The 26,998-nt window shown below is 41.9% G+C and carries 21 protein-coding genes; 9 read left to right on the top strand and 12 right to left on the bottom strand.

Annotated features, from left to right (window positions below; all coding sequences use genetic code 11):
* Positions 1-4: 4 nt before the first annotated feature.
* Positions 5-2,593, bottom strand: a complete 2,589-nt coding sequence (locus tag CLV48_RS12900; RefSeq protein ID WP_245889552.1) for a PVC-type heme-binding CxxCH protein — start codon at positions 2,591-2,593, stop codon at positions 5-7.
* A 338-nt stretch (positions 2,594-2,931) separates the two neighbouring features.
* Here CLV48_RS12900 and CLV48_RS12895 point away from each other — a divergent pair, with 338 nt between their 5' ends.
* Positions 2,932-4,137, top strand: a complete 1,206-nt coding sequence (locus CLV48_RS12895) for a glycoside hydrolase family 18 protein (RefSeq protein WP_211299941.1) — start codon at positions 2,932-2,934, stop codon at positions 4,135-4,137.
* Positions 4,138-4,241: 104 nt separating this feature from the next.
* Here the strand turns inward: CLV48_RS12895 and CLV48_RS12890 are convergent, their stop codons facing one another.
* From CLV48_RS12890 to CLV48_RS12865, 6 genes are all read right to left on the bottom strand, one after another.
* Positions 4,242-4,835 carry a gluconate 2-dehydrogenase subunit 3 family protein gene (locus CLV48_RS12890; protein ID WP_106567707.1) on the bottom strand — a complete coding sequence of 198 codons (594 nt, stop codon included), beginning with the start codon at positions 4,833-4,835 and terminating at the stop codon, positions 4,242-4,244.
* A gap of 11 nt (positions 4,836-4,846) precedes the next feature.
* The gene (locus tag CLV48_RS12885) at positions 4,847-6,553 is read right to left on the bottom strand and encodes a GMC oxidoreductase (protein WP_106567706.1); all 1,707 of its coding nucleotides are present in this window, start codon (positions 6,551-6,553) and stop codon (positions 4,847-4,849) included.
* A gap of 170 nt (positions 6,554-6,723) precedes the next feature.
* Positions 6,724-7,818, bottom strand: coding sequence for a glycoside hydrolase family 130 protein (locus CLV48_RS12880; RefSeq protein ID WP_106567705.1), 1,095 nt, complete (start codon positions 7,816-7,818; stop codon positions 6,724-6,726).
* A gap of 88 nt (positions 7,819-7,906) precedes the next feature.
* Positions 7,907-8,152, bottom strand: a complete 246-nt coding sequence (locus tag CLV48_RS12875) for a HepT-like ribonuclease domain-containing protein (RefSeq protein WP_106567704.1) — start codon at positions 8,150-8,152, stop codon at positions 7,907-7,909.
* Complete coding sequence (locus tag CLV48_RS12870; RefSeq protein WP_106567703.1) at positions 8,145-8,435, bottom strand: nucleotidyltransferase family protein; 291 nt, start codon at positions 8,433-8,435, stop codon at positions 8,145-8,147. The genes CLV48_RS12875 and CLV48_RS12870 overlap by 8 nt, the downstream gene beginning before the upstream one ends.
* A 22-nt stretch (positions 8,436-8,457) precedes the next feature.
* Complete coding sequence (locus tag CLV48_RS12865; protein ID WP_106567702.1) at positions 8,458-9,972, bottom strand: zinc-binding dehydrogenase; 1,515 nt, start codon at positions 9,970-9,972, stop codon at positions 8,458-8,460.
* 86 nt (positions 9,973-10,058) lie between these two features.
* Here CLV48_RS12865 and CLV48_RS12860 point away from each other — a divergent pair, with 86 nt between their 5' ends.
* Together CLV48_RS12860 and CLV48_RS12855 are read left to right on the top strand one after the other, a co-directional pair.
* Positions 10,059-11,447, top strand: a complete 1,389-nt coding sequence (locus CLV48_RS12860) for a dipeptidase (protein WP_106567701.1) — start codon at positions 10,059-10,061, stop codon at positions 11,445-11,447.
* 130 nt (positions 11,448-11,577) lie between these two features.
* The gene (locus CLV48_RS12855) at positions 11,578-13,638 is read left to right on the top strand and encodes a protein-disulfide reductase DsbD family protein (RefSeq protein WP_106567700.1); all 2,061 of its coding nucleotides are present in this window, start codon (positions 11,578-11,580) and stop codon (positions 13,636-13,638) included.
* Positions 13,639-13,912: 274 nt separating this feature from the next.
* Here CLV48_RS12855 and CLV48_RS12850 read toward each other — a convergent pair whose 3' ends face one another.
* Positions 13,913-14,938: a phosphotransferase enzyme family protein gene (locus tag CLV48_RS12850; RefSeq protein ID WP_106567699.1), complete on the bottom strand. Its 1,026-nt coding sequence runs from the start codon at positions 14,936-14,938 to the stop codon at positions 13,913-13,915.
* Positions 14,939-15,151: 213 nt separating this feature from the next.
* Here CLV48_RS12850 and CLV48_RS12845 point away from each other — a divergent pair, with 213 nt between their 5' ends.
* Entirely contained in the window at positions 15,152-16,933 is a 1,782-nt protein-coding gene (locus tag CLV48_RS12845; protein WP_106567698.1) for a sodium:solute symporter family protein, read from the top strand.
* Positions 16,934-17,049: 116 nt separating this feature from the next.
* Here CLV48_RS12845 and gldD read toward each other — a convergent pair whose 3' ends face one another.
* Positions 17,050-17,628, bottom strand: coding sequence for a gliding motility lipoprotein GldD (gene gldD, locus CLV48_RS12840; protein WP_106567697.1), 579 nt, complete (start codon positions 17,626-17,628; stop codon positions 17,050-17,052).
* 79 nt (positions 17,629-17,707) lie between these two features.
* Here gldD and CLV48_RS12835 point away from each other — a divergent pair, with 79 nt between their 5' ends.
* Positions 17,708-18,238 (top strand): DinB family protein, encoded by a 531-nt coding sequence (locus tag CLV48_RS12835; RefSeq protein ID WP_106567894.1) that lies wholly within the window; start codon positions 17,708-17,710, stop codon positions 18,236-18,238.
* A gap of 65 nt (positions 18,239-18,303) precedes the next feature.
* Here the strand turns inward: CLV48_RS12835 and CLV48_RS12830 are convergent, their stop codons facing one another.
* Positions 18,304-18,906, bottom strand: a complete 603-nt coding sequence (locus tag CLV48_RS12830; protein ID WP_106567696.1) for a nitroreductase family protein — start codon at positions 18,904-18,906, stop codon at positions 18,304-18,306.
* Positions 18,907-19,009: 103 nt separating this feature from the next.
* On the bottom strand, positions 19,010-19,912 hold the full coding sequence (locus CLV48_RS12825; protein ID WP_245889551.1) for a Nif3-like dinuclear metal center hexameric protein: 903 nt from the start codon (positions 19,910-19,912) through the stop codon (positions 19,010-19,012).
* A 68-nt stretch (positions 19,913-19,980) separates the two neighbouring features.
* On the opposite strand from CLV48_RS12825, the gene CLV48_RS12820 reads away from it, so the two are divergent.
* Together CLV48_RS12820 and CLV48_RS12815 are read left to right on the top strand one after the other, a co-directional pair.
* Positions 19,981-21,687 (top strand): GMC oxidoreductase, encoded by a 1,707-nt coding sequence (locus CLV48_RS12820; RefSeq protein WP_106567694.1) that lies wholly within the window; start codon positions 19,981-19,983, stop codon positions 21,685-21,687.
* Positions 21,688-21,691: 4 nt separating this feature from the next.
* Complete coding sequence (locus CLV48_RS12815) at positions 21,692-22,285, top strand: gluconate 2-dehydrogenase subunit 3 family protein (protein ID WP_106567693.1); 594 nt, start codon at positions 21,692-21,694, stop codon at positions 22,283-22,285.
* Positions 22,286-22,405: 120 nt separating this feature from the next.
* On the opposite strand, the gene CLV48_RS12810 is transcribed toward CLV48_RS12815, so the two are convergent.
* A complete protein-coding gene (locus CLV48_RS12810; RefSeq protein WP_106567692.1) occupies positions 22,406-23,155 on the bottom strand; it encodes a 4'-phosphopantetheinyl transferase family protein in 750 nt (249 codons plus the stop codon).
* A 242-nt stretch (positions 23,156-23,397) separates the two neighbouring features.
* Between CLV48_RS12810 and CLV48_RS12805 the strand changes: the two genes are divergently transcribed.
* On the top strand, positions 23,398-24,309 hold the full coding sequence (locus CLV48_RS12805; protein WP_106567893.1) for a lysophospholipid acyltransferase family protein: 912 nt from the start codon (positions 23,398-23,400) through the stop codon (positions 24,307-24,309).
* A gap of 413 nt (positions 24,310-24,722) precedes the next feature.
* Positions 24,723-26,975, top strand: a complete 2,253-nt coding sequence (locus CLV48_RS12800; RefSeq protein ID WP_106567691.1) for an outer membrane protein assembly factor BamB family protein — start codon at positions 24,723-24,725, stop codon at positions 26,973-26,975.
* Positions 26,976-26,998: the final 23 nt, after the last annotated feature.

Below are 26,998 nucleotides of genomic sequence, written 5' to 3'. Positions count from 1 at the left end.
TGATTTACCTTGAAAACAGAGTTAGTTTTTTCATTGACCAGGCTTTTTCAGCTTTAGATTCTATTTCTATTTTCAAAAAAGATGATTTTCTCTGGGCTTTCCAAGCCACTGTATTTACACCTGGTACGCCTTCAGCATTCGCTACTTTTTTCCATGACTTTCCATCATCAGAAACTAAAATGGAAAATTGGTTTGGAAATTCATCTTTTCCAGAATCAAATTGGACCTCAGTTAACATTTGTGGAATTGGCAATTGTACCATAAACCACATACCAGGTTCTTGGGACACGTCTGATTTCCAACCCTTATAAGAAAAAGCGTATCCAGGATCCTTTTCAGAACCTACCCCCAGAAGGGCAGTGCTGCTCGCTTTTACTTTCCAGTTGTCCTGAAAAGTCAGGGCTTTTGGAACTTCACCTATCAGCTCATCAAAGGTGAAAACGGATTTTCGCGTTTCGGTATCCTTCCTGATTTTGGCTACATAATCTGGTTTTATGAAGCTACCACTATTCCCAAAATCATTTCGGATATAGGAAAGCACAGATGCGATATATTCATCATCATTGGCATTCATTGGTATCATAATTCCTTCGTACTCCTGAGCATCAACAGCCCCTTGCAATCCATGCAGCATCACTTTCACCGCATATTCCGGATGGCCTAGGATTCTAGGAGAACCAGAAAATGCCGGGGCGATCAACCTTCCATCCCCAGTAGGTGAACCTAGGCCTTTTGGACCATGACAAGTGGAACAATAGTTATCAAATATAGCCTTTCCCCTTACGAAAAGCCTCCTCTCAGTTTCTTCGAACCGTTTAGAAGATGAGTTTTTAGCCTCCTCCAATCTATCTAACAATTGCCTGCCAATTACCTGAATTCCTTGAGATGGATTTTTATTCATGGTATCTGAAATCAGTTTTTCTATCTTATCCATTTTCAGAACATGGGCACTGAGCAATGCCTGTAGTGCCACATCATGGTTGTTGTCAGCGGCAGCTTCGAAATAAATCTCAGTCAAACTTTTTTCTCCGTATTTATATAGGGTTTCAGCAGCCCGCAATCCTTGTATTTTAATGTTCGGATTGGGGTCTTGTGTGAATTTTTTGACCAGGTCAACCTTAAGTTCACCCAGCCCTTCCAGTGTCCAAAGTGCATGGATTCTAGTCAACTCATTGGAAGAACTGCTTGCCAATTTGGTCAGTTCAGGGACTATACTTTTATCCTGATTAAGAATCAAGGTTTGCTGGGCCATATCCCTCCACCAGCCATTAGGATGTTCCAAGTGCTTGATCAATTCCTCTGCAGATTCCTCATACATTTTTGGTTTTTTGGTATTTCGGGGTAAACCCTCATAAGATAGCCGCCAAATTCTACCATTACCTACGATATCATCCATTTGATATTGTTGGATCTTTGTCCTCAGGTAGCTTCCCTCCTGTGTCCATTCCCCCTGCTGAATAATACCTCTATACATGTCCACGATATACAAAGTGCCATCCGGAGCAGTTGCCATATCTACAGGACGGAATAAGGGATCAGTAGATTGAATAAATTCTGAACCTTCGTTGATATACTTATTTTGAAGGTAGGACAACCCTTCTATTTTTTCTGTTACCACCCTTCTGACAATTCTTCCTACAGGTTCCCCATAGATATAATCACCTACCAAATCCTGAGGAAGACGGTCTCCCCGGAATACATCATTTCCAGCAGCTCCTGTTACATTGGACAAGGAACCATCAGGTTTGGTTTCCTGCATTCCAGGCTGAAAATCTGCTAATTTCACAAGACTATATGGTACACGAAAGCCCTCTTTCAGGGCTCCTTTGACCTGAAAATTTCCATAAACAATTGGGAATTGGAAGCCTTGAGGCACTCCTCCTGCTCCATCTTGGAAAAAAATGGTTCCGTAATTATCCTGGGTAACACCCCATTGACCCCAAGGGTTGCCACTTTCTTCCTGTATGACACCTGTTGGCGTCCAACGTATCCGTTTGTTGTTATAAGTACTGTACATCCAATTGTCCATGGTCCAGGTCAAAAAACTTGTCTGATGCTCCACATTACCAGATCTACCAAGACCTGAGGCAAACAATTCCTTCTTATCCGCTTTACCGTCACCATTGGTATCAGTATATCGATAGACATGATCCTCATTGGATTCCATGGACAGGATGCTATTTGGGCCAAAAGGTACTACATACCTAGGAAACACCAGATTATCCAAAAACACAGTTCCAGTCTCATAGACACCATCCCCATCCAGATCCTCCCAACGGGAAATTCTCGAAGTGGGCAATAATTCTCCCTTTGCATCCAAATCTTGCATGTAAGTCCTTAGTTCTAGCACATACATACGCCCATTTCCATCAAAACTAATTGCTGCCGGTTCACGGATTTGGGGTTCAGAAAGCACTGGTTCCATTTTGTATCCAGGTTTAAGTACAAATGTCTTCTTTTGTTCATTTGCTGAGACAGGTACTATGGGGGGCTTTGGACTTAAATCTATGCCTTTCCAAATTTTGGATTCAAGGTCAGCACCTTCGGGAATGCTTATGGATGGATATGGGGCTACAAGCCGTTTCGGATCCATCGAATCTGCGGGAGAAATATCAAATGGAGACTGTTGTGGTGATTGACAAGCTGTCTTAAGACAAATTAAAAATGTAAAAATGATGAATGTTGATTTTAAAGTGCCTATAAATTCGAAACAGTTTTTTTTGAGAATTTTATTGATCATTTGCGTTTGTAATTTAACAGATGGGTAGGTCATCTAGTTTGGGACGAGTGTTTTCTTTAATTGCCCCCTAATAACCAGCTGATTGTTAAATCAAATCAGTTGGCCATCATAAGTGATAAAAATATTTGTTTTTCCGGTATTTTGTATTTTTTTTAATAAGTATTTCTGGTTTCCATAAAAATTTAAACAACATGTTTGCTACTATTCCTTTAAAAATAAAGCACCTCTTATTGGTCGCCATAAGTTTTCCATTTTTGATGGCCTGTAATTCACCCTCATTGGATGATCAGCAAAAACCGGTCATAATGGCCTATTACGTAGCAGAAAGGGATTATCAGCCAGAGAAAATCCCAGTTGAAAAACTCAGTCATATCATTTATTCCTTTACTGTAGTCATTGAAGGGGAGATGAGGTTTAGAAATCCTGATGTGGCAGGCCCGAAGTTGGAGGCATTAGTCAGACAGAAGTCAAGAAATCCAAATTTGAAGGTAATGATTGCCTGCGGAGGCTGGGGGGCAGATGGTTTTTCTGATATGGCCCTTACAGAGGAAGGCCGTGCTAAATTCATTCAAAGTGCAAAAAGCTTCATTGAGCAATATCAATTGGATGGCATGGATATGGACTGGGAGTACCCAGGGATTTCTGGAGCAGGTACCATGGCCAGGCCAGAGGATACGGAGAATTTTACTGCTTTGATGAAAGGGCTTAGGGAGATGTTGGATACTTTCGATAGTCCAAAAATCCTGACCTTTGCTTCCGCAGGTTGGAAAAGGTATTATGACTTTATCGAAGTGGACGAAGTCATGAAATATGCAGATTATATGAATGTGATGACTTATGACCAAGTTTCAGGGGAATCCATATATACAGGGCATCATACACCTTTAGGGTATGTGAGCAACAAGGACATTGAAGGCACACCCTTCCAATCCCATCTGGATAGTCTCTTTGCAACCAATGCTGCCCCAGATAATGATCCAGAGTCTGTGGAAAAGATTGTAGATTTTCTTATTGGCAAAGGTGTAAACCCAGCTCAAATTGTAATTGGCTCGGCTTTTTATGGAAGGGTTTGGAAAGGAGTGCCTCCTACCAACCAAGGTTTATATCAGCGGAGCAGTGAAATCCACACTGGCTGGTTGGCCTACCATCAGATCCGCGATAGATACGAAGCAGATAGCAATTTTATCAGATTTTGGGATGAGAAAGCTAAAGCCCCCTATATGTATCAGGCAGTAGATAGTTTATTGGTATCCTATGATGATACTGTTTCTGTAGCTCTTAAGACCAGATACGCCATTAATAAGCAACTTGGAGGAATTATGTTCTGGGAATTAGGGAACGACACCAAGGAACCAGGAAGTCTTTTGGATGCCATCTACAAAGAAGCCCGGAAATAAGGCCCTGCCACTTCAGAAAAGAGATTTCAAATTTCTTATCTGAAGTGGCTAAAGGAAGAAAGAGCAAATTCTGAAATCAAAATATTTTACTTTGGGATTAGGACCTACTCTGTCCAAGCCTTTCCAACATCACTATAATCAATGCACCCTTTGAAAGGTCCGGGAATCGGATCATAAGCCAGGTAAGCTTTACCTATTTTTTCAGAATGAAAATATCCCAGCAGAGCCAGTTCTTTCATCATTCGGTAAAAAGGAAATTCATCTCCTTCGGCAAAGTTATATGCCCAAAGTGCACCAGGAAGGGCTTCTGATTTTTCTTCAAAATGCTTGATGACTTCATCTTTTTTGCTGTTATCCAGTTTGGTAAAGTCTTTTCCCAGCAAGGATTTGGCAGTGGTGTTGAAGGAATCCAAACCTGAGGCAAAACCTTTTTGGATTTTCTCGGGAAAGGCAGAAACAAGGATTTTATCGATAAATTCATCGGTTCCCACGTCCAGTGCCCCAGGCGTATCCGTACGGGGAAGAATTCTATCTACTAAAGCAGCGAGTATTTTAGCCTGATCCTGACTAAGTAATTGTGGTGTCCAGGAGAGTTTTTCTCCCCTTCCACAGGATTGCATCAGGGCAGTTACCGCAGAACCGGTAATCGCATAACCCAATATCATAGCGGTGCTTTTTAAGGCGTCTCTTCTGTTCATGGTTCTAAGATTTAAAGATTTCCACGGTTGATTTCTTTCATGGCATGATCCACCGCTCTGGCAGTCAAAGCCATGTAAGTAATGGATGGATTTTGTGTTCCTGAAGAAGTCATGCATGCCCCGTCCGTAACAAATACATTTTTCACAGAGTGGATTTGATTATATGCGTTAAGGACAGAGGTTTTGGGATCACGTCCCATTCTTGCAGTTCCCATTTCATGAACGCCTATTCCCAATGCGCCACCGTTGTCAAATGTTTGTACGTTTTTCAATCCCGCAGCTTCCAGCATTTCCGCTGCATCTGACATTATATACTTACGCATGGTTAACTCGTTTTCTTTATATCCTGCGTCAAAGACCATTTTGGGAATGCCCCATTCATCTTTTTCGCTGGAATGTAGATACATTCTGTTCTCATGGTAAGGCAGCACTTCTCCAAAGCCACCGATTCTAAAAGACCATTGTCCGGCCTGCATCATGCTGTCCTTGAATTCAGCTCCGAATTCTTTATTGTTGACTCCTCTGCTCCAATTGGCACGGGTAGCACCTCCTTGATATCCATAGCCTCTCAGGAAGGCATCTGTCTTGGTTTGTTCGTTTATATTTCGGAATCTTGGGATGTAAATTCCATTAGGCCTACGGCCTTTGTAATAATCATCTTCCATACCCTCATAAGTTCCGATTGCACCTAAGCGGTAATGATGGTCCATGATATTATGGCCCAATTCACCCGAGTCATTTCCAATTCCTGTTGGAAAGCGATCGGAAATAGAATTCAACATGATGGCGGCCGTGGCCGGTGCAGAGGCATTCAGGAAAATGATTCTTGCATAATATTCAATCATTTCTTTGCTTTCTCTATCGATTACCCTTACTCCTTTTGCCTTTCCGCTTGTTTCATCATATATGACGGAATGCACCACTGAGTTAGGTCTTAGGGTTAGGTTTCCTGTTTTGGCAGCATCGGGAAGGGAGACAGAAATCGAGCTGAAGTATGCGCCATAAGGACAGCCTCTATGGCAGCGGTTTCGAGACTGACAGGCACCTCTTCCATTATGTTCAACAGTAAGGTTGGCCACACGACCAATGGTCATGTATCTGAAAGGGAACTTGGATTCAATTTCTTTCTTGACATGTTTTTCCAAACAGTTCATTTCCATGGGTGGTAAAAACTGTCCATCAGGTAAATGAGGGAGCCCCATTTTTTCGCCTGAAACCCCTACATAGCGCTCTGCATAATCATACCAGGGTGCAATATCCTTGTATCTGATAGGCCAGTCTATCCCTATGCCTTCCTTGGCATTGGCTTCAAAATCGAGATCTGACCAGCGGTAGCATTGTCTTCCCCAAAGCAAAGAACGACCTCCTGTTACATCTGCACGGATCCAGTCAAACTGTTGCTCTTCGATATAGGGATCTGCTTTATCATTGTGGTAAAAATGTTTATTGTCTTCATTGACAAATCCTGAACGGGCCTGAACATAAAAATCTTCCCGCTCGGAATGGGTTAGTTTGCCCCGGTTTTCAAAATCCCAAGGATCCATGTTCATGGTGGGATAGTCCTGAATGTGGGTGACCAATCGGCCACGTTCAAGAACTAGGGTTTTGAGGCCTTTTTGGCAGAGTTCCTTGGCTGCAAATCCACCGGAAATCCCTGAACCTACTACGATGGCATCATAGGTATTTTCTGCGACCGCTTTGATGTTGAGGTTACTCATTGAAATTGGGTTTAATTAGGTTAATCGATCTTAAGAGGTTAAAAGCTAGCGAAAAATGCAATCCAAAAAAAGTGATCTTACTTGCTTTTATTAAAGTACAGGAGCTTAGCTGACAGACGGTAATCTTTTTGTTTTATCGATTTGAATTTGTGGCAGAATTTATTTTTCACTTAAGGTTTCCAAACCACTACTCCCACCATAGAATCTGCCGTTCCATAGAATAGGTACCAGTTTCCTTCAAAAAACACAAGTCCTTCCACGAAGGTAGTTCCGTCCACATATTGCCCTGATTTTTCAAAAGGCAATTCCGGTTTTAAGAAAGGTTCATCCGTACGGTCCAAAAGTTTCCAAGGTTCCTCTTTACTGAACAAGGCCTGTCCAGCAGTGTAGAGACGGTTACCAAGATTTTTTACGCCAATGTGCTGCTGATTCCCGGCATTGTAAAGAACCACAATCCCATCTTTTGTCAATAAAGGCGGTGGTCCTGCTTCAACCAACCAAGAATCAAAATAACCAGGTCGGGGACTCAGTACAGGAGCAAGATTCCCATCTATGGTTTCTATGGGTTCCCAGTGTATAAGGTCATCCGAAGTGGCCAACCAGATATGGGGCACTCCAAAATACATCCAATATTTGCCATGGAGCTTGGCTGCCACCAGTTTCCCATCCCTAAATTCTGTCACTATTGCTCCTGATTTGGTTTCCTGATTGTGGTATTTTCCATCTTTAAAATCCTTAAAAATTGGGCCATGCTTTTCCCAATTTTTCAGGTCACGGGAAGTGGCGACTGCCAAGCGGGGATATTCCCTGTTCCATTGCGTATAGGTAAGTACGTATAATCCATCAGCAGTTTCCACTATCCTTGGGTCTTCTGTCCCTCCCGGCCATTCAAACTCTTTTTGACTGTCGTGATCAGGGAAAAATATGGGTTCTGTAAGCCGATGAAAGGTTTTCCCCTCTTCAGAGATGGCCAAACCCAAGCGGGAGGTATGCCCTCCGATTTCCTTTTCACCCAGTTTTTCTTCTGCCCTGTACAACACATGGATTTTTCCATCCCTGACAATGGCCGCTGGATTGAAAGTGGCCATAGATTCCCAAAAGACGCTTCTTCCACTCATGGGGTCCTCCCAAGAAGTTTGATCTGTTGGAGAAATAATAGGTTTTGCATCCTTTGGCCTTTCAAAAGGCCCCATCATCCAAGGCTTATGTTGGGCTAAGGATGGCAGGCTAAGCATAAAAAGTAGGGCAATAAGGATTTTATTCATTTGGATTTTCTCTTTTGATTGCTTTTAGTAAAATCTCAAGTTCATCTTGCACAATAGTCCACAAAATCAAGTAATCGACGCCAAAGTATTAATGGATCAATCTGTTACGAAATCCTTTAAGTCTATTCCAAGGGATGGTGTTTTTTGATTGTTTATGACTATCACTAAGCATTGATGAAGCTTCACCAATAATTTCAAAATTCCTTATTACGGCATCAATCGTTTTCTCATCCTTTATGAAAGTATCATAATTCATTCCCTGAGTATACTTCAAAATTTTGGTAGCTGCCTCCAAGATATCTCCAAGGAGAAGTTTGTCATCTCTTTTAGACATAGGCCAACTCATCTTTGATGGCCAAAAAATACTTTTCTTTTATCCCATTTTTTGAAACAAGATCAACCTTGATGCCAAGACAATCTTCTAATTCGTCAGCTAAATCAATAAACTTGCTTCCAATAGTTGCATTAAATTCTACTAGAAGGTCAACATCACTTAAAGGAGTTTGCTCATTTCTGACAAAAGAGCCAAAAATCCCCAAGCTTTTAATTGGATACTTTTTGAAAAGTAAGGTTTTCTCTTTTTCTAAAATGTGGTTTATCTCCTGAAGCGTTTTCATACCTTAAATTTAATGAAAATCATCAAAATCTCACCATAGAGATCATTTCGGCCACACATACGGGTTTGTTACTGGCATTCGATTCCATTTCTGCCTCGATATACAACTTAATGCTTCCATCCGGGTTATCTTCTAAATTGGTCAAACGGGCTTTCAGCCTTACCTGATCACCTGAAAAAACCGGAGCTGGAAAACGTACTTTGTTGACACCATAATTCAATGCCATTTGCACCCCTTCCAAAGGTAAAATTTCATACAGGAGTTTTGGGGCCAAAGACAAGGTCAAATACCCATGGGCCAGGTTTTTTCCTCCTGGTATCAGGGCCTTGGCCTTTTCAGTATCGACATGGATCCACTGGTAATCCTCTGTGGTCTCTGCAAATTTTTGGATCACCTCCTGACTGACCCTAGTCCAGGAACTCGTTCCCAAACTCTTCCCTACATAGGCCTTCAAATCATCCACTGACCTAAATACTACTTTTCCACTTCCGCCTTCCCCTTTCCGAAATCCGCCCTCCGAAATCCCTCTTTCTACTCTCTCGTCTCTCGTCTCTCGCCTCTCTTTGACTACCACTACCGCTTTCCCCATCACTTTCCTTTCCATCATGTCCTTGAGGGCCTGAGAGGTTTCTTCCAGACTGTAGGTTTTATAGATGTGCTGCTTGATTTTTCCTGCTTGGATCATGCCCACCAACTCCATCAGGTTTTGTTGACTTAGTTTAGGTTCTTCAGAAGAAAACCTGCCCCAAAATACGCCCATCACGGAACAGCCTTTCAGCAGGGCCAGGTTGAAGGGCAACTTGGGAATTTCCCCTGCAGCAAAACCTACCACCAGGTAGCGCCCTTTCCATGCCATACTTCTTAAGGCAGGTTCGGCATATTTGTCGCCCACCACATCCAGGATCACATCCACGCCTTTGCCAGCAGTGATTTCCTTGATTTTCTTCTTGAGGTCTTCTGTTTCATAATTGATCAGGTGTTCAGCACCCTTTTCTTGGCAGATGGCCAGTTTTTCGGCCGTCGAGGCCGCTGCGATCACCTTGGCACCCATCACTTTTCCGAGTTCCACGGCTGCCAATCCCACGCCACCAGAGGCACCAAGCACCAAGAGGGTTTCACCTACTTTGAGTTCTGCCCTGTCTTTAAGGGCATGGTATGCCGTTCCAAACGTATATAGGGTAGATGCGGCGGTAATATCATCCATAAAAGAGGGAACAGGAAATACCCGATCAGCGGATACTTTCACTTTTTCGGCAAATCCTCCCCAACCACAAAGTGCTAAAACGCGTTGTCCTATCTGAAGATGCTTTACCCCAGGGCCAACCGAGGCAATTACACCGGCTACTTCACCACCCGGAGAAAAAGGGAGATCGGGCTTAAACTGGTACTTGTTCTGAATGATGAGCACATCAGGGAAGTTGACAGCACAGGCCGCCACCTCTATGAGCACCTCTTTTTCACCAAGGGAAGGATCTTCGGTTTCGGTATATTTGAGGAGTTCAGGGCCTCCGTATTCGGTACAAAGAATGGCTTTCATGGATAAAAGTTTTCGGTAAAATAGGCAATTCTTGAGATATAACGTAATTTTAACCCCATCTTAAAAAAAACAGAATTAACCCATATATGTCAGTAAAACAATATATTCAGGACAATCAGGAAAAATTCCTGAACGAACTTTTTGACTTGTTGCGTATTCCTTCCGTCAGTGCGGACCCCAAATTCAAAAACGATGTTTTTGCTGCTGCGGACTTTGTCAAGGAAAGTCTGGAAAAGGCCGGAGCGGATAAAGTGGAGCTTTGCCAAACAGCTGGATACCCCATCGTCTATGGTGAAAAAATCATCGATCCTTCTTTGCCAACTGTTTTGGTTTATGGGCATTATGATGTGCAACCTGCGGACCCTTATGAGCTTTGGGACTCCCCGCCTTTTGAACCGGTGATCAAAAAGACTCCAAGACATCCTGAAGGGGCTATATTTGCCCGTGGCTCTGCCGATGACAAAGGACAGTTTTACATGCATGTGAAGGCTTTTGAAGCCATGATGGCTGAAAATGCCATGCCCTGCAACGTGAAGTTCATGATCGAGGGGGAAGAGGAAGTAGGTTCTGCCAACCTGGACATCTTCGTAAAGGAAAATAAGGAAAAGCTAAAAGCAGACGTGGTGGTGGTTTCCGATACCCATATGATTTCCTTGGAGCATCCTTCCGTGACTGTTGGCCTGAGAGGTTTGGCCTATATGGAGGTTGAAGTGACCGGACCAAACAGAGACCTACATTCCGGTACCTATGGAGGTGCAGTGGCCAATCCGATCAATATCCTTTGCAAGATGATTGCTTCATTGCATGATGAAAACAATCACATCACCATTCCGGGATTCTATGACAAGGTGGAGGAGTACTCCAAAGCATACAGAGACAACCTTAACAAAGCGCCTTTTGACCTTGAGGCCTACAAAAAAGAATTGGACATTGCCGATGTGCATGGAGAGGCAGGTTACAGCACCATTGAGAGAGTAGGTATCCGTCCGACTTTGGATGTCAACGGCATCTGGGGAGGTTACACCGGCGAAGGTGCCAAAACGGTATTGCCTTCCAAGGCCCACGCCAAAATATCCATGAGATTGGTACCTAATCAAGACCACAGGGAGATCGCTAAGTTATTCGAGGATCATTTCAAAGCCATTGCACCAAAATCCGTGAAAGTGAAAGTGACCCCTCACCATGGCGGTGCAGCGGCGGTAGTTTCTACTGAAACTCCGGGATACAGAGCAGCTGATTTGGCTATTCAGGAGGCTTTCGGTAAAAAAGCCATCCCAACCAGAGAAGGTGGTTCCATTCCGATCTGCGCCCTGTTTCAGCAGGAATTGGGATTGGATCCTATCCTCTTGGGCTTTGGACTTGATACGGATGCGCTCCACTCGCCCAATGAGCATTATGGGGTGAAGAACTATCTTATGGGCATCGAGACCATCGCTTTGTTCTTCAAGCACTTTAAAAATGAATTAGCACAATAATCATGGAAGGGCCGAGGCCAAAAACAGATTAAAAAGTTTTTAGGCCTCGGTTTTCTTTTGTGTAACCGGTATTACTGAACTATTTTTCAAAAAGTTCGATTATTACAAATTAGTTAAGCCGATCACCAAGATGTCAAAATACTTCAAAATCAGTGTTATCCTTTCTCTGTTAATTCTTTTCTCTAATCTGACTTTTGCTCAGATAATAGCACCGCCCAAGTGGACTATTCAATTATCAGAAAAGAACTTAAAGGTAGGGGATGAGGTTAAGATCATTTTTAAAGCACAAGTACCCAGGGATTGGTACATTTATTCCAATGATTTTGATCCGGATTTGGGTCCGATGTTGACCGAATTGGAGTTGAAAGAGAAAGAAGGATTTGTCCTGGTAGGGGGCTTAAAAGCCATAAATTCCAAAAAGAAATTTGATGAAATTTGGGAAGGGGAAGTGACCTATTTTGTGGGCACGGGTACTTTTGAACAGACCATCAGGATAACAGCTGAAACTATCCTCGCAAAGGGATCTGTAAATTATCAAATGTGTACAGATATAGATGGTAAATGTATTCCTTTTGAGGAAGATTTTTCATTAGCAGCTCAAGCATTACCTGGGACCACAGCAGCTGGTGAATCAGCTGGCGAAGTACCTGCTGAAGAAATACAAAACATTGAAAATGAAAGCGGAGAAGAGGAAGTAGCAGAAGAAGCATCCGCCTCAGAAAGAAGTTATATCAGCTTGGATGAAGAGGGAGAGCAAGGGGGCCTGATCGGTTTTATGCTGATTGCGTTCCTTGCGGGTTTGGCGGCTTTGCTGACCCCTTGTGTTTTTCCTATGATCCCAATGACCGTTACCTTTTTTACCGGAAGGGCAAAATCGAGGATCAGTGGAATTAGAAATGCATTTATTTATGGTTTTTCCATTATCGGTATTTACACCATAGCCGGTACGGCAGTAGCTGCCATTCAGGGCCCTGAGTTTGCCAATTGGCTTTCAACCCATTGGCTTCCAAATGTCTTTTTCTTTCTGATCTTTATCTTCTTTGCCTTTGCCTTCCTGGGAATGTTTGAACTGACCTTGCCAAGTGGCTTTGTCAATAAAATGGATGCGAAAGCAGACAAGGGTGGCATGACGGGAATTTTCTTCATGGCTTTCACTTTGGTTTTGGTGTCATTTTCCTGTACGGGCCCTATTGTAGGATCGATTCTGATCAGTTCGGCAGGTGGTGCTTTGGTGAAACCAATTTTGGGAATGTTTGCCTTTTCTTTGGCATTTGCTATTCCCTTTACTCTATTTGCTATTTTCCCGGAATGGCTGAATTCGCTTCCTAAGTCCGGAGGCTGGCTGAATTCTGTAAAAGTGGTCTTGGGTTTCCTCGAACTGGCATTGGCCTTCAAATTCCTATCTGTAGCTGATCAGGTTTACCATTGGGGCTTGTTGGACAGGGATATTTATATCGCCATTTGGGTGGTGATTTTTACCTTGCTTGGCTTCTACTTATTGGGCAAAATCAGGTTGCCCCATGATTCACCTATGCAACATATCGGTGTGCCAAGATTGATGCTGGCCATAACCACATTTGTATTTGTAGTGTATTTGATTCCTGGTTTGTGGGGAGCGCCATTGAAAGCTTTGAGTGGTTACCTGCCTCCAATGTCTACACATGATTTCAATATTTTTGAAAACAGGTATTCTGTAGCTTCTTCTGAAAACCAATTGGATGATGTACCGAAATATGCCGATTTCCTGCATTTTCCACATGGGATTCAAGGGTACTTTGATTATGATCAGGCTTTGGCAGCAGCCAAGAGAGCTGGCAAGCCCTTATTTATTGATTTCACTGGACATGGTTGTGTGAACTGTAGAGAAATGGAAGCAAGAGTGTGGTCGGATTCACAGGTCTTGCAGCGTTTGAAGGAAGACTTTGTGATGGTGGCCCTATATATAGATGAGCGCCATGAACTTCCTGAATCTGAGTGGTACACTTCTGACTATGATGGAAAAGTAAAATCTACCATCGGTAAGCAGAATGCAGATTTCCAGATTACAAGATTCAACAACAATGCGCAGCCTTACTATGTGATTTTGGATCATAATGAAGAGTTATTGGTCAGACCCAAAGCTTATGATACCAATATCCAAAACTTTGTGAATTTCCTCGAAGAGGCGAAGGCAGAGTTCGGAAGAAGGTAAGTTTTGGTAAGAAATCCGGAATCAATTGCCTGTTTGCAATAGGCAATGACAGAAATGTTCGTCACTCTGAGTGAAGAGAAAGCCTGTCCCGATTTTTTCGGGGAGTCTCCTATCATATGTGAGATACTTTGACTCCGCAGGTTTCGTCTCAGAATGATGCAGTACACAAGATGTCATTTCCTGCTTTGTAAGTGTTAATTTCTAAATTCTTGAGATAACACCTAAAATGTCTGTCAAATGCCGTTAAGAACTAGAAATCATTTGACAGTCCGGATTACATATCCTGCAAGGCTTTCAGTAACAGCATCTGATTTTTGGCCCGGTGAAGGTTCTGCTCTTCATAGTGGATGGTGTAATAGATATTACCATTAAGGTAATCGGCCAAAAAACGGAAGCCCATGATGCAGGTCATCATTTGGCCGCCAAAAGGAAGGGATTGTATTTCTTCTGAAGTAAAAACACCATCTCCTACTTCCTGAAACCCTTGTAATAAGGCTGCATATTTGGGCATGTCCACCTTGATATTTTCCCAATTTTGCGAGGATTCGCCTTCTGTACAGGCTACAGTCCGTACCAAATCCCCGAAATCGTAATACACATAACCGGCCATGATGGTATCCAGGTCAATGACGGCATTGACTTTGGAAAAATCATCAGAATAAATCAGATTATTGATTTTGGTATCACTATGGGTCATTCTAAGAGGAAGAAGACTTTTCCAAAAATTGTATTCCTCGACAAGAGGTTTTTGACCGAGATAAAAATCTACCAATTCCTTTAGCTCACCTGTTACCTGTCTTTGGGTGCTGCTCACTGCTTGCAAAAGTTGCTGATAACGCAATTGAAGATCGTGGAAATTGGGTATGGATTCTTGCAGTAAGGAGGACTTGATATGTATTCCAGCTACGATAAACTGAGCAAAAGCTTTTGCCGCCAAATAGGCTTGATGGGCGGAATTTACCTCATTCACACATTTGCCTTCTACATATGGGGCTAACCTGAAATAATGCCCTTCGATCACAGAAAATAATTCGCTATGAATATTGGGTATGGGAAGTGGCAAAATGAAAGGCAATTTCTGCGGATCAATTTCCCGTATCAGGATGTCATGATTATGAGAAATCCTTTCAGGATATTGAAAAACCTGATAATTAAAGCGCTGCAAGATCAATTTTTTATCTCCTAAATCAACCAGATATGTTTGATGGATATGGCCATCACCAAACGGTCTGATTTGGTTCTCTTGGATTTCAAGTCCATAAAGGAGTTTAATTTTTTCTAACCAATTTAATAGTTGCATAAAAGCCTTCTCAAAATTCCCGTAAATCTAGCATAATACTTGGAATTAGGTTCCCAAGCATTTTTTCATCTAAATGCAAATGTTTTGATTTTGGTAAGTCCTGTTTTGCAATTCTTGAATAATTATTTACTTTAGAAAAATTTATTCAACAAGTTACATGGAGTAAATTAAAAAATTTAAAAAACTTTACATCTAGTACTAACCCAAATACCTATGCATATTTCCCTAATTGATTGGGCCATTATTTTGGCATTCTTCGTGATTTCCATGCTGATAGGGGTGTTGACTTCCCGAAAGGCAGGATCTTCGGCAAAGGAATTCTTTCTTTCAGGCCGCAATATGCCCTGGTGGTTATTAGGGGTTTCTATGGTTGCAACGACCTTCTCAGCAGATACTCCAAACTTGGTGACTGATATAGTGAGGACCAATGGGGTATCAGGCAACTGGGTTTGGTGGGCTTTCCTATTGACTGGTATGTTGACGGTATTCGTCTATGCCAAACTCTGGAGGAGGTCTGAGGTGACCACAGATCTGGAATTTTACGAATTAAGGTATGGAGGCAGACCTGCGGCCTTTTTAAGGGCCTTTAGAGCGATTTACCTTGGGGTGTTTTTCAATGTGGTCATTATGGCAACAGTTTCCTTGGCAGCTATCAAAATCGGAGGGGTGATGTTGGGATTGAAGCCCTATGAAACCTTACTTTTGGCTTCGGTGGTAACTGTTATTTATAGTTCCTTGGGAGGTTTAAAGGGAGTTTTGCTAACGGATTTCTTTCAGTTTTTTATAGCAATGGCTGGTGCGATCGGTGCGGCCATATATGTGTTAGACATGCCGGAAATAGGTTCATTGAACAATTTGCTGACTCACCCCAATGTTGCTGACAAACTCAACCTGTTTCCTGATTTCAATGATTGGAATCTGGTAATTCCTTTATTGATCATGCCTTTGGCAATTCAATGGTGGGCTACTTGGTATCCAGGGGCAGAGCCAGGAGGTGGAGGCTATATCGCCCAAAGGATGCTTTCGGCCAAAGATGAAAAGAATGCCATGGGAGCAACTTTGTTCTTCAATATTGCACATTATGCCATGAGGCCTTGGCCTTGGATTATCATTGCACTTTCTTCTTTGATCATTTTTCCACAGGTTTCGGATATGCAAGAAGCCTTTCCGCATATTCCTGTAGATAAATTAGGCAATGACCTGGCATACTCTGCCATGCTTACTTTCTTGCCAACCGGATTGATCGGCATAGTTTTGGCTTCCCTGATAGCTGCTGTAATGTCTACCTTGTCCACACATCTGAATTGGGGATCTTCTTATGTGGTGAATGATTTTTATTTAAGATTTCTGAAACCTGATGCAAGTGATAAAGAATTGGTGGCCGTTGGAAGGATATCCACTGTCTTGTTGATGGTTTTTGCGGCAGTATTGGCCTTGGCTCTTTCATCTGCTTTGGAAGCTTTCAATATACTTTTACAGATAGGTGCCGGAACGGGCCTGATATTTATTCTTAGGTGGTTTTGGTGGAGGATCAACGCTTATACTGAAATCGCCGCGATGATTATTTCATTTATTGTAGCAGTTTTCTTTGAAAGTATCAATCCAAGGTTCGGCATAATCGATATTCCAGAACACCTATCCTATTTAAAGCTACTTTACGGAGTAGGTATTACTACCGTGGGTTGGATTTTGGTGACCCTAATGACCAAGCCTGAGAAGGAAGAAATTCTGTTGTCTTTCTACAGAAAAGTCAAACCGGCAGCTATTGGATGGAAAAATCTATTGAACAAATATCCTGAAGAACAACAGGAGCAAGGTCAGCTGCCAATGGAAATCGGAATGATGTTGACAGGATCGATTATGGTTTACGCCGCTTTGTTTTCGGTAGGATTCTGGATATATGACCAATTACTTTCAGCAGGTATTGCCAGTCTTGTAGCTTTGGCAGGGGGATGGATTATTATCCGAAACTGGAAAAAACTTAAAATGAGTTAAAGTTAAATTCAGTATTTAGGTGCCAATTTAGTATATATTCAAAGCCTACCAGGAAATTAATCCAATTGGGTAATTTTCTGGTAGGTTTTATTTTATAGGCAGGTTCCACAAAGCCCTTAATTTTTAAATTCTAAGGTGTTGATCAGGTGCGCCATGTCTACTTTGATATATTCTATGACAGGAGCCAGGGAGTCGTTTTTCATAGCAGTGTCGAAATAGAGCGCTCCCCTTAGAAAGTGTTTGGTTGAATCTGTTACAAAAAACTGGAACTGTGTAGGAACTTCTCCGCTCAGTTCAGCCACTACCCCAGTGTAACCTTTTGGTGTCCTAAGTATTGATTCTTCAATGCCATATGCTTTAATTTGGTGTTTTGCAGTTAAGTTAATGGCATCATTTACAACAATTTTGATGTCTTTCCCTTTTGTGTCCAGTTCTAGGTAGGTGAAATGTACTTTTCCTCCAAGGCCTTGGTAATTGAGATTGATCCAGGATGTTTCCTGAAGATTGAATGAGTCTGCCTCCACCAAAGCATGAATGGAATGCTGAAAAGAATAGGGCTTGCCTTCCTCTAAATCAACAAATACTCTTTCCGGCAAATCAATCCTATTGTATCCCAAGGGTTTAGGAAGAAAGTCTCCTGTACAGGAAGTAAGGAGGAACAAAATGAAAATAAACTTGTTAGAATGCATTGACATGGTCTCAAATTTATCAAAATCGTTTGAATTGAGGCTTAGAAATTGGATATTTATAAAAGAACCTCAAAATCAATTTATTATGGAAAAGATTAGAAAAGTATTCACATTAGCTTTTGTGTTAATGATTGGTCTGGGTCTTCAGGCAAATTTATCTGCCCAAACTACCATGGAAGAGTTTTCTGCTAAATGGGAAAACGGAAAACAGTTCACTCTTGAAGTTGTGGATAAAATGCCAGATGATTTATTGGATTTTAAACCTCATGAATCAGCAATGAGTTTTAGAGAGCAAATTATTCACTTGGCATCTGCTTCGGCAGGCATCAGCCAAAATTTTCTAAATGGAGCCCAGCCTACCTTTGATTTGGGTGCAAAACCGGTAAGCAAAGCCGAACTGAAATCATTTGTAACTGCTTGTTATGATTATACCAGATCTACAGTTGCCGCTTTGTCTGCACAACAGCTAGCAGAAACTATAGATATTTTTGGTATGAGAGGGACAAGAAGACAGGTAGTTGCTTTGATTGATGACCATGTTACCCATCACCGTGGTGCGGCCATTTCTTATATGCGTTCTCATGGTATTGAGCCTCCAAGATTCAGGGCAATGTAATCGTAATTAACAGAAAACATCAGGCAATGGTTTGACCCAATGCCTGATGTTTTTTAATATTTAGGTTATCTCACCCATTGGGTTTTTTCTTCAACAGGTTTTCTCCTTCCCTCGGGCCATCTTTCAGTGGCAGGTTTGGCCACATAGAAATATCCCATCATCAAGTCTTCTTCACCTAATTCCAACCATTCTTTAGCTTCAGGCCAAAAGGTCATGCCTCCTGTACCCCAATAGCAGGCTAATCCGTGGGCAGTGGCTGTCAGGTACATGTTTTGTACTGCCATGGCTACCGCTGCTATTTCTTCCATCACCGGAAGATTGGCCTTCAGATCTCTTTTCATTTTGATCAGGATTACATGGGAGGCTTTTAGCGGATTTTCTTTGAGTTTTTGGTAAGTGGCCTCCATGAAGTTGCCGCTTTTAGTGGCCCTTTCTTTGTACAGTTCAGCTTGGAAATCACCCAGTTTTTTCAGGCCTTCTCCTGTGAAAACAGTAAATCTCCAAGGTTCTGTTAGTTTATGGGTAGGTGCCCAGTTGGCATTTTCCAATATTTCCTCAATGATGGTATCATCTACAGGGTCGTTTTCTTTGAATTGTGCCACAAACATGGACCTGCGTCCACGGATAATTTTATTGACTTCTTCAATATTGAAATCAGGCTTTTCCATAAAGATTGTTTCAGTTTAAGCTAATGCTATTAAAATGCAAAAAGGCTAAAAATGGTTTCAATGAATTTACTGAAAAAACCTGACGGAATTAATGCAAATTGCCTCAAACAAACTGAAAAGGATTTCCAGAAGCAATATAACTTACTTTGATGTTCGGTATTTTCTCTTGAATCCATTCTGCTGCAAATTCCATTCCGCGGGCTTCACTGAGTTCATGTCCCAAAATCATCAAGGCGGTATTTTTTCCCAACAGCCTGCCATCCCGGACCCTTTCCACGGTTTCCCATTCCCTTGTTTCACCACTGAGGATCAGGTCAGGCTGGTATTCTTGTATGGCAGCAATGATCATCCTGCTGTCTATTGCCCCAAAGGCCAGATAAATGCTTTTGCAAACTTGGTCCAGATCTCCCACGAGACGTACCTGAGGGATCTCAAACTGTTGTTTGATGTGCGCAAGAATGTCTCTTAAAGGCTGAGGCTGCGGTAAGTTTAAAAGCCTTGGTGATTCGGGATTGTAATATTTTTCCCAGCCCAATTTTTTGAGATTACCTTCTGCTATTCCGTCAGGCCTTCTTCTATGCCAATAATCATGGAAGCGCCAGATGGCAATTTGGTTTTTTTCGATAAGCGCTTTTTTGAGTTGAAATACTTCATCCTCTTCCAGCCAATCTGTATCATCCTGGTGATTATAGTAGAGAGTTTCATGTGCCACAATGAGGTTAGCCCCTATTTTGGCCGTCTGCTCAATTACATCTAAGGTAGGGAACATGGTAGTGACAATTCCGGTGACCTTTTGATCCATGTTTCCTGATCTTAACTGATCCACCGTTCTTTCAAAAGGTGCTCCGGGAATATCCTTGATCAGTATTTCAATCACTTCTTTGATGGTCAGGTCTTTATTTTCCAATCTAATGGAAGCTAAAGTAGGGAATACAGGGGCAGTTACAGCTCCCATTATAACGGCCGTTTGAATCAAGAATTTTCTCCTTGCTAAATTTTCATCCATTTTTTGATACTGTCCCATGCTATTTCACTGCTATATACTTATATTAATTGCCTTAAACGTAAAACAATATGGCCAATTTTAATATTGATGCAAAACAAAATATGACCTATGATGCCATTGTCATAGGATCAGGCATCAGCGGTGGCTGGGCGGCGAAAGAGCTTTGTGAAAACGGCTTAAAAACACTAGTTCTGGAAAGAGGGCGCTTGGTTGAGCATGTCAAAGATTATCCCACAATGAACCTTGATCCTTGGGATATGGAATTGAGGGGTGGCATTTCTCCTGAGCTCCAAAAGAAGCATTATAAAGGAGGTAGATCCGGATTTATTGGTGAAACCAACGAGCATTTCCATGCCAATGACTTGGAAAACCCCTACACCGAAGTCAAGCCATTCATGTGGGTGAGGGCACACCAAATGGGTGGAAGGTCTATTCTTTGGGGAAAGCAATGTTACAGATGGTCAGACCTAGACTTTGAGGCAAATGCCAAAGACGGACATGGTGTGGATTGGCCCATACGATATAAAGACATAGAGCCTTGGTATACCTATGTTGAAAAATTTGCCGGAATCAGTGGGGAGTCTTTAGGTCTCTCTCATTTGCCGGATAGTCATTTCTTACCTGCAATGGAATTGAATTGTGTGGAAAAACATGTCAAAGGCAGATTGGAAAAAGAATATCCCGGTAGACATCTGATTATTGGTAGGGTGGCACATTTGACCGAGCCCTTGAATGGAAGAGGGAAGTGCCAATACCGCAACCGCTGTGACCGGGGATGTCCTTACGGGGCTTATTTCAGTAGCAATGCGGTTACCTTACCCGCAGCCAATGCCACAGGCAATTTGACAATCAGGCCTTTTTCAATCGTACAATCTATCATTTACGATGAGGAAAAAGGAAAGGCTATCGGTGTAAGAATCATAGATGCAGAGACCAATGAGGTAATGGAATATTTTGCCCGTATTATCTTTTGCAATGCTTCAGCACTGAGTTCTACCCAAATTTTGCTTAACTCTACTTCTGGCCGCTTCCCAAATGGACTAGGGAATGACAGCGGTGAGCTGGGCCATAACCTGATGGATCATACTTACCGTATTGGAGCCATGGGGGTAGTGGATGGTTTTGAGGATCAATATTTCAAAGGAAGACGACCCAACGGTATCTATATCCCGCGTTATGTCAATCTGGATGAAAAAACCAGGTCGGATAAATTTGTCCGTGGCTTTGGATTCCAAGGAGGAGGTGGAAGAAGTGGATGGGGTGCAGGAGCCAATTTGGAGAACTTTGGAGGAGACTTCAAAGACAGTTTGATGAAGCCAGGACCTTGGGAATTTTTTATCACAGGCTTTGCTGAATGTCTACCTTATCATGACAACAAGGTTTATCTCAATAAAGATGTTCTGGACAAATGGGGGCAACCCACACTTTCCATTGACTGTGAATGGAAGGAAAATGAAAAAGCGCTCAATAAGCAGATCAGAGAAGATGCCAAAGAAATGTTGGAAAGGGTCGGCTTAAAGGATATTGTGGATTTCGACAACCAGCATGAGCCAGGATATGGTATCCATGAGATGGGTACAGCCAGAATGGGAAGAGATCCCAAAACTTCTGTTTTGAATGGCACCAACCAGGTGCATGCCTGTAAAAATGTATTTGTTACTGATGGCGCCTGTATGACATCCTCTTCCTGTGTCAATCCATCTTTGACTTATATGGCTTTGACTGCCAGGGCAGCTCATCATGCTGTTACTGAATTGAAAAAATTTAACCTTTGATGCTATGAATAGGAGAAACGCATTAAAAAAGTCAGCCCTCTTAGCTGGATCTGCAATTGCAGTGCCTTCACTTTTCTCTCTTTTACAATCCTGTAAGCAACAAAACCGCTTGGATTGGGCGCCTGTTTTTCTAAGTGAAGATCAGGCTAAGTTTATTTCTGCCTTTGTGGATACTTTGTTGCCAAGAACAGAAACCCCAGGGGCTTTGGATGTGAAGACAGATATCTTTTTGGATTTGGTTTTTGCCAAGACCTATGATACCAAAGCGCAGGAAAATGTGGTGAATGAGATTAAAAAATTCAATGAGGAGTGTAAACAGCGCCATGGCAAAGTCTTTGCAGATTTGAATATGGAAGAAAGAATGGCTGTTTTTAAAAATAAGGAGGCTGAGTCTCCCAAGTTCAATCCCAAAGTTTGGGGAACAGCCGTTGGAGAGCAAAAACCCGTTGGATTTTACCGAAGTTTGAAATCCATGACTTTATGGGGTTATTTTTCCTCAGAAGAAATCGGTGTGAAGCACCTCAATTATGATCCTGTTCCAGGAGAGTATAGAGGCTGTGTTCCCCTTTCAGAAATCGGTAATACCTGGAGTTTGTAATTAAAAAAGGGCACATCATGATTGATATGCCCCTTTTTTATTCTGGTAAGTATCTGGATCTAATTTCATATAGCCAATTTTCAGGGCCTTCATTTGGCTTATGATACAGCCTCTTTTTTGTCACATTCCCATTGGAAAATCCCAAAATGAAAGTTCCACCTCGGGCTTTTTTAATGCCAATGCAGCTGTATATTTATCTTCATATAAAAGATCCATTACATACCAGACTTTATCAACCTCTTGAGTATCTGTAAGGATGACCCTTGAAAAATCAAGGCCTCGGACAAGGGATACATTACATTTTTCCAAAGGGAAGGATAATCCTTTTCCCATCGCTTTGAGAATGGCTTCTTTTCTTGCCCAAAATTTAAAAAATAATGTGAATGCAGCCGAGGGATCTAGTTTTTGAATTTCTTGTATTTCTTGGGAACAAAAGTAATTATTTACAATTGTATCTATAGAAAAATCCTCCCTTATAAATTCTACATCTATGCCTATTTCCTGATCGGAAGTAAAAGCAAATAACACGAGATTTCCAGCATGGGCAAGGTTAAAATGAAGTTTTTTGTCATAAATGCCATTCTTCAAAAAAGGTTTTCCAAAGTCATTGTACTCAAATTGGATGGATTCAGGTTTTTCTTCCATGTAATGAGAGAGAAATAGCCGTAACATTCCTCTTGAGGCAATATAAGCGGTTCTATCTTTTTCAAAATGGAATCTAAATGCCTTCTCTTTCTCTTCTGGTGAGAGTATTTCCAAAAATAAATCTCTTTCTTTTTCGCTCAATGATAAAGGCCCGCGGCAGATATCCACCTGATTTTTAGAAATAGGTTTTATAGGCAATTCATTTTTCCAATTTGGAGTTTTCATACTTTTTAATAACTCATATCATTGAGGCGAATTTGACTAAATACTGGAATATTCGAAACTTCTCGCTTTATTTTCAATAGAATTCATTTCATTCCGACCCAATTTTAAAATATGTTTTTTAAAGAATACTTCCATTGTACCCGAATTTTGCGTCATTTTCCATATCTGGAAGTATGCAGTTTCCATATCTCAGGCCGGAAATTCAAAAATCCCATTATTTTTGTTTAAATAATTTACTAACGATGTCCAAAAAGAGGCCAATTTTTAAAAAGATCAAGTATTATTTGCTTTATCGTCTGGTGAAAGCTTTGCTATTTTTCTGTAGCATCACACCTAGAAGACTGATGCTTTCTAATTGTGGATTTTTAGGTAAAATGGCCTATTACCTGGTAGGAGATGCCAGAAAGAAGACCCTTAGGCATCTTCAATTGGTGTACGGAGGCAGTATTTCCGAAAAGGAAATCGAAAAAATGGCCAAAAGAGTATTTGTCATGATCGGAAAAAATGCTGCAGATATTTTTAGATCCGTGAACATGTTTGAAATAGAGGACTTTAAAAAAGTAGTGCAAATCTCAGGTCAGGAACACCTGGAAGAAGCACTCAGGGCCCAGCAGGGCGTGATTGTCCTGACTGCACATGTTGGTGCCTTTGAATTGGTAGGGACATATTTGGCTTTGATGGATTATAAGCCTCAAATAATTGGAACCCAGCAGAAAGATCCCCGATTAAACCAATTGATGATGGAAAACCGACGTAGAAGAGGTGCTGAAGCAATTGAAAGGGGAAAGGATACCCTTAAGGTTGTTCGTAACCTTAAATCCGGCGGGGTAGTGGCCATGCTTATTGATCAGGATACCAAGGTAAAAAGCGTTTTTGTGGATTTTATGGGCATTCCTGCCTCTACTCCTATAGGTGCAGCACTTTTTGCCCTTCGCACCGGAGCTAAGGTAGTGCCTGTGGGAATCCATCTTGATGAAAATCATGTTCAGCAGTTAAGAGTCTACCCTGAGGTATCTATTTTGGATACTGGTAATGAGCAGGAAGATATATTGGTAAATACACAGACTCTTTCCAAAGCTACTGAAAGGTTGATTGAAGCCGATCCCACCCAATGGGTTTGGATGCATGAACGTTGGAAGACACAGCCTGCTTGACCGGCTGGATTTGGTGAGCGATAAAGATTGCACTGAATAGGACCAATTGCTGACAGATAGGCTCAATAATTATATTTTTATACTAGGTTTTGTTAAAAAATTTGATTGAGCCTTACAATTACAATTCTCCAATTTGGCAGTACAGTTGACCTGATGTTGTTTTCTGATGGCAGATTTTTTCTGCTTCACCCCACAATTATTCTAAAAATAAGGTAAGTTTTAGAATAAAAATTTATGAGTGGTTGATTTACCATGCGATTTTATTGTAAAAAAAGGGGCATGGGTATAAATTCATGCAGTTGATTTTTCCCCAGACCTGCCTATTCTGAATGTCCTGGAATTGAAACCAAATTTCAAAAGCTGTCATTCGGTCTTGGGATTAAGAAGCCAGAACCTACTAAACCCCTTACCTAATGAACCTATTTTTAAAAGCATTGCAACTACCCTTTGTTGGAAATTTAAATGCTTTAGTAATTATCTTTTTGCTTACTTCCTGCCAAAAAGGAAGTCCAGATTCCGGGTTTTCCACTTGGACACATTATGGGGGCTCCCCCGAACAGTCTAGATATTTTGAGGCAAATTATATTACCAAGGAGAATGTAAATCAGTTGGAAGTAGCGTGGATATATCCTACTGAAGACGAAACGCCCTATTTTTTCAGTCCTATTATTGTAGATACGGTGATGTATGTGATGGGCAAAAACTCCTCTTTGATTGCTGTAAATGTCCGGAACGGTAAAGAAATTTGGATTCATGCCAATTTGAACGGATTGACCAGAAGAGGTATCAATTACTGGGAAAGCAAAGACAAAAAAGACAAGCGCCTGATCTTTACCATCAATAATACCATTCAGGCCATCAATGCCGAAACAGGGGAATCTATACTAAGTTTTGGAAGGAATGGCTATGTAGATTTGAGGGAAGGAGTTGGACGTGAACCAAGTTCCATCCGTAGAATCCAGCCCATGATGCCTGGGGTTATATTTGAGGACCTTCTGATTATTGGATCTGCACCGGGAGAGAATTACTTCTCTGCCCCAGGTCATGTGAGGGCATACAATGTGGTAACGGGAAAGATGGAATGGATATTTCATACCCTGCCCCAGCCTGGGGAATTCGGATATGAAACTTGGCCGAAAGATGCCTATCAATATGTAGGAGGTGTAAATGTATGGAGTGAAATTTCTGTGGACAGTAAAAGAGGGATTGCCTACTTGCCCGTAGGTTCCCCCACTTATGATTACTATGGTGCGGACAGGATAGGAAGTAACCTATTTGGTAACTCCTTAGTTGCGGTAGATGCAAGAACGGGAAAAAGACTTTGGCATTTTCAGACTGTTCACCATGATTTGTGGGATTATGACCTGGCTTCTGCTCCACAGTTGTTGACGGTTAAGCATAAGGGGAAGAAAATTGATGCAGTGGCCGTAGCCACTAAACATGGATTTGTTTTTGTATTTGACCGGGTCACTGGAGAACCTCTTTTCCCAATAGAAGAAAAACCCTTCCCTCCAAGCGAAATGCCCGGAGAAGAAGCCTGGCCTACGCAACCCATTCCTTCACTTCCCACATTCACGAGAAACGAAGTGACCAAAGAAACCCTGAACCCCTATTTCCCGGACAGCATCAAACAGTTTTGGTACAAAAGAGTGGATGAAGCAAAATCAGGTCTTTATACTCCTTTATCCGATAAACATGAAAACATTACCATGCCAGGGGCATTGGGAGGTGCAAATTATGGAAATACAGCTTCCAACCCGACAAATGGCATGATGTACATCCTGACGCAGGAACATGCATCTATATACAGACTTAATAAAGTTGAGCCGCCAAAAATTGATTTGTCTTCCAATGACCTTCAAAGGGTGCACACGTTATATAATTCAACCTGTCAGACTTGTCATGGTAAAGATATGGCAGGTGGATCTGCACCGGCCCTTCGAAATGCAGGACAATACTTGTTTTATGATGAATTCAGAAACACAGTGATCAATGGCAAGGGCCAAATGCCTGGATTTGTCCATGTGGACGAAGAAATTTTGAAAGCGATGTACCGGTACATTGGCGGTAATCCAGCGACAATGAATTTCCGGAGAAACCTGGAACCTAGAATGCCAGATGGACCGGTTGTAGCATCGGGAGGTGCCACTATTATACCTGATGAAAGCAAGGTAGCTCCCATGTCCGATTACCCTGAGGGAGTGGACCATCCTCCGGTTAGATACACCACTGACTATGGGCTGGATTGGCCGGGATTGGCTGCACCGCCATGGTCTTCTCTAGTCGCTTATGACTTGAATGAAGGAACCATTGCATGGAGAAGACCTGTTGGACAGGATTCGCTTTATGTGCAGGGAGATCAAAGCAAGGGGGCTCCAGGTGGTGTTCTAAGGAAGGGGATGATTGTTACTTCCACGGGAATAGTATTTTCTACTGCAAAAGGCGGGAAATTATATGCTATTGATGCGGATAATGGCGAGATATTATGGGAGGAAACCCTTAGCCATGAGGTCAATGCACAACCGAGTATGTATGTATTGGACGGCAGGCAATACCTGGTCATCAACGCCACATCTAATTTTGCAAGAGACAGTTACAATCATTCCAAAAAACCAGGAGCCTTGCCTAAAGGATATGTGGTTTATGCTTTGCCAGAACGTAAATAATAAGTTCTTCTCAAGTAAAGAAG

The organism is Cecembia rubra (assembly GCF_003014575.1).
Classification (GTDB): Bacteria; Bacteroidota; Bacteroidia; order Cytophagales; family Cyclobacteriaceae; genus Cecembia_A; species Cecembia_A rubra.
Note: the sequence above shows the minus strand (reverse complement) of the source record. Positions and strands in the feature narration are given on the sequence as shown.

Coding starts and splice junctions, on each gene's coding strand:
- CLV48_RS12900 (WP_245889552.1), bottom strand. CDS start 2,593: ATGGATCCGAAACGGCTTGTAGCCCCATATCCATCCATAAGCATTCCC.
- CLV48_RS12895 (WP_211299941.1), top strand. CDS start 2,932: ATGTTTGCTACTATTCCTTTAAAAATAAAGCACCTCTTATTGGTCGCC.
- CLV48_RS12890 (WP_106567707.1), bottom strand. CDS start 4,835: ATGAACAGAAGAGACGCCTTAAAAAGCACCGCTATGATATTGGGTTAT.
- CLV48_RS12885 (WP_106567706.1), bottom strand. CDS start 6,553: ATGAGTAACCTCAACATCAAAGCGGTCGCAGAAAATACCTATGATGCC.
- CLV48_RS12880 (WP_106567705.1), bottom strand. CDS start 7,818: ATGAATAAAATCCTTATTGCCCTACTTTTTATGCTTAGCCTGCCATCC.
- CLV48_RS12875 (WP_106567704.1), bottom strand. CDS start 8,152: ATGTCTAAAAGAGATGACAAACTTCTCCTTGGAGATATCTTGGAGGCA.
- CLV48_RS12870 (WP_106567703.1), bottom strand. CDS start 8,435: ATGAAAACGCTTCAGGAGATAAACCACATTTTAGAAAAAGAGAAAACC.
- CLV48_RS12865 (WP_106567702.1), bottom strand. CDS start 9,972: ATGAAAGCCATTCTTTGTACCGAATACGGAGGCCCTGAACTCCTCAAA.
- CLV48_RS12860 (WP_106567701.1), top strand. CDS start 10,059: ATGTCAGTAAAACAATATATTCAGGACAATCAGGAAAAATTCCTGAAC.
- CLV48_RS12855 (WP_106567700.1), top strand. CDS start 11,578: ATGTCAAAATACTTCAAAATCAGTGTTATCCTTTCTCTGTTAATTCTT.
- CLV48_RS12850 (WP_106567699.1), bottom strand. CDS start 14,938: ATGCAACTATTAAATTGGTTAGAAAAAATTAAACTCCTTTATGGACTT.
- CLV48_RS12845 (WP_106567698.1), top strand. CDS start 15,152: ATGCATATTTCCCTAATTGATTGGGCCATTATTTTGGCATTCTTCGTG.
- gldD (WP_106567697.1), bottom strand. CDS start 17,628: ATGTCAATGCATTCTAACAAGTTTATTTTCATTTTGTTCCTCCTTACT.
- CLV48_RS12835 (WP_106567894.1), top strand. CDS start 17,708: ATGGAAAAGATTAGAAAAGTATTCACATTAGCTTTTGTGTTAATGATT.
- CLV48_RS12830 (WP_106567696.1), bottom strand. CDS start 18,906: ATGGAAAAGCCTGATTTCAATATTGAAGAAGTCAATAAAATTATCCGT.
- CLV48_RS12825 (WP_245889551.1), bottom strand. CDS start 19,912: ATGGATGAAAATTTAGCAAGGAGAAAATTCTTGATTCAAACGGCCGTT.
- CLV48_RS12820 (WP_106567694.1), top strand. CDS start 19,981: ATGGCCAATTTTAATATTGATGCAAAACAAAATATGACCTATGATGCC.
- CLV48_RS12815 (WP_106567693.1), top strand. CDS start 21,692: ATGAATAGGAGAAACGCATTAAAAAAGTCAGCCCTCTTAGCTGGATCT.
- CLV48_RS12810 (WP_106567692.1), bottom strand. CDS start 23,155: ATGAAAACTCCAAATTGGAAAAATGAATTGCCTATAAAACCTATTTCT.
- CLV48_RS12805 (WP_106567893.1), top strand. CDS start 23,398: ATGTCCAAAAAGAGGCCAATTTTTAAAAAGATCAAGTATTATTTGCTT.
- CLV48_RS12800 (WP_106567691.1), top strand. CDS start 24,723: ATGAACCTATTTTTAAAAGCATTGCAACTACCCTTTGTTGGAAATTTA.